The sequence below is a fragment of the Steroidobacter sp. genome (assembly GCF_016790065.1).
In the GTDB taxonomy this organism is placed as follows: Bacteria; Pseudomonadota; Gammaproteobacteria; order Steroidobacterales; family Steroidobacteraceae; genus Steroidobacter.
The window spans coordinates 1-2,556 of record NZ_JAEUPY010000514.1; the positions used below are offsets into that span (position 1 = coordinate 1).

A 2,556-nucleotide genomic window follows, 5' to 3' on the forward strand; every position below is an offset into this window, starting at 1 on the left:
GGTGGCGGTGGGCGTAGGTTGTATCGCCTTGCCGACGACCGCGATTTGGCGTTTGAGTCCGGAGAAGGTGCTGGGTTGTCGACTCGAATGGGCGCAACGTCATCCTGACCGGCTGCAAGCGCTGGTTCGTTCTTTATATAAGTCAGCGTTGTGGTGCGAGCGGCCGGAGAATCATGTCGAGCTGTCGCGCTTGCTGGCCGAGCCGCGCTTCGTCGGGGCGCCGGCGGACATTCTATTGCGTGGCCTGTCGAATCGATTGTGTCTACACGCCGGTGGCGGACCGGAGCAATTGCCCAACTTCTATGTGCCGGCCTCGCAGGCGGCCACGTTCCCGTGGGTGAGCCACGCACTGTGGTTCTATTCGCAGATGGTGCGTTGGGGTCAGGTGGCCTTCGATCCAGAGCATGTCTCGCAGGTGCGCGCGACGTATCGGCCTGACTTGTATCGGCTGGCGTTGGCCAAGTTCGATACAAACATTCCGGTTGCGGACACCAAGGTAGAAGGTGCTGACTCGCACGTGCTGCCGGCGGTGCCGCAGTCCATGCCGTTCGGGCCGGATGGATTCTTCGACGACCAGCGTTTCGATGCGGACCAACTGTCCGACTACATACAAAAGCTGCCTGCAAGCTAACGCGCGCTGCACGAACATCGTGCAGCTACCACGACACTTTGCTCCGTTGCGGCTCAAGCGCGCCGCAGTTTTGTTTGTTCGAAACGCGCAAGTCGTTGTGTTTCCGCGGGTGTGACGTCATTCGACGCGCTGGCACGCAGGTTGCAACTGCAGTGAGCAACGGGACGCTCACGCGTTCCTAACCATCGGGCCGGCCCAATAGCGGGCTGGCCGGGGCAACGCCGCCGACTCCAATGCATGCCATGCGCGTGCACTGAAGTCGGCGGCGTTTTTTTTTGGCTCTGGAATCGTTTTGGGGAGTGACCGGATCCATGCAACACACATCGTTGCGAGCCTGGCTGTTCGCTGCTGTGGCGGCGTTGAGTGCCACTCAGGTGCCGGCTGCGGAGCTGGCGTTGGAGAAAGAGCAACTGAAGCTGGGCTTCATCAAGCTCACTGACATGGCGCCGCTGGCCATCGCCTATGAGAAAGGCTTTTTCGAGGATGAAGGCCTGTATGTGACGCTCGAACCGCAAGCCAACTGGAAGGTGATCCTGGATCGCGTCATCACCGGCGAGTTGGATGGCGCGCACATGCTGGCAGGTCAGCCGCTCGGCGCAGCGGTGGGCTTCGGCACCAAAGCCGACATCGTCACTTCCTACAGCATGGATCTCAACGGCAACGCCACCACGGTCTCCAACGAAGTGTGGAATCTGATGAAGGGGCGGTTGCCGGTGGATGCGCAAGGCAAGCCGGTTCATCCCATCAAGGCCGACGCACTCAAGCCCGCCGTCGATGCCTATAGGGCAGCCGGCAAGCCGTTTCGTATGGCCATGGTGTTTCCAGTGTCGACTCATAACTATGAGTTGCGTTACTGGCTGGCCGCCGGTGGTCTGCATCCTGGTTTTTATTCGCCCAGCGATGTCTCCGGGCAAATCAAAGCGGACGTGTATCTATCTGTGACGCCGCCGCCGCAGATGCCCGCGGCCCTGGAGGCGGGCACCATCAATGGCTACGCCGTCGGCGAGCCGTGGAATCAGCAGGCCATTTTCAAAGGCGTCGGCGTGCCGGTGATTACCGATGTCGAGATCTGGAAAAACAATCCAGAAAAAATCTTCGGAGTAACGCGCGCTTGGGCCGAGAAGCATCCGAACACTCATCTGGGGCTGCTCAAAGCCTTGATTCGCGCCGGCATGTGGCTCGATGCGAACAACGGTGCGAATCGTAAAGAAGCAGCGCAGATCCTGTCACGCCCCGAATATGTCGGTGCTGACTATCGCGTGATCGCCAACAGCATGACGGGCAGCTTCGAATACGGCCGCGGTGACAAGCGCAGCGTGCCGGACTTCAATGTGTTCTTTCGTTACTACGCGACTTATCCGTACTACAGCGACGCGGTTTGGTTCCTGACACAGATGCGTCGCTGGGGACAGATTCCGCAAACCCAGACGGATCAGTGGTATCACGAGACAGCCAAGAAGGTGTATCGCACCGAGCCGTATCTGCGCGCCGCGCGCATGTTGATCGAAGAAAAGAAAGCGAAGCAAGAAGACTTTCCGTGGAGCAGCGACGGCTTCCGGCCGCCCACCAAAGAATTCATCGACGGTGTCGAGTATGACGGCCGTAAACCCAATGACTATTTGCAAAAGCTCAGCATCGGTCTGAAACAAGGCCAAGTGGTGGAAAGCGGCAACGTGGTGACCAAGTCGGAAAAAGAGGCGAGCTGATGTCTACATCGACCCTAGCTATGGCCCGTGAGTCGCAGCCGCGCGGTAAGAGCTTGCAGCCGCTGATGCGTGAGCTGTGGCAGCAGCTCGGCATTCCGTTGTTGTCCATCGCGGTGTTTTTGTTTGCGTGGAGCCAAATGGCCGGCCGCATTCAAACCAGCCTCGGGCAAATTCCCGGTCCGATGGCAGTCGCGCATCAGGCGCAGAGCTTGTGGGCCG

Annotated in this window: 2 protein-coding genes and 1 pseudogene; all 3 read left to right on the forward strand. The window is 59.4% G+C overall.

Features of this window, described 5'->3' with window-relative positions; translation table 11 throughout:
* The coding region (locus JNL55_RS21415; RefSeq protein ID WP_293858606.1) for an ABC transporter substrate-binding protein at nt 1-631 on the forward strand (631 nt) is incomplete at its 5' end.
* 311 nt (nt 632-942) lie between these two features.
* Entirely contained in the window at nt 943-2,337 is a 1,395-nt protein-coding gene (locus JNL55_RS21420; protein WP_293858609.1) for a CmpA/NrtA family ABC transporter substrate-binding protein, read from the forward strand.
* Nucleotides 2,337-2,556: pseudogene (locus JNL55_RS21425) on the forward strand (hypothetical protein); the annotation flags it as partial. The gene JNL55_RS21420 and the pseudogene JNL55_RS21425, both read left to right, overlap by 1 nt.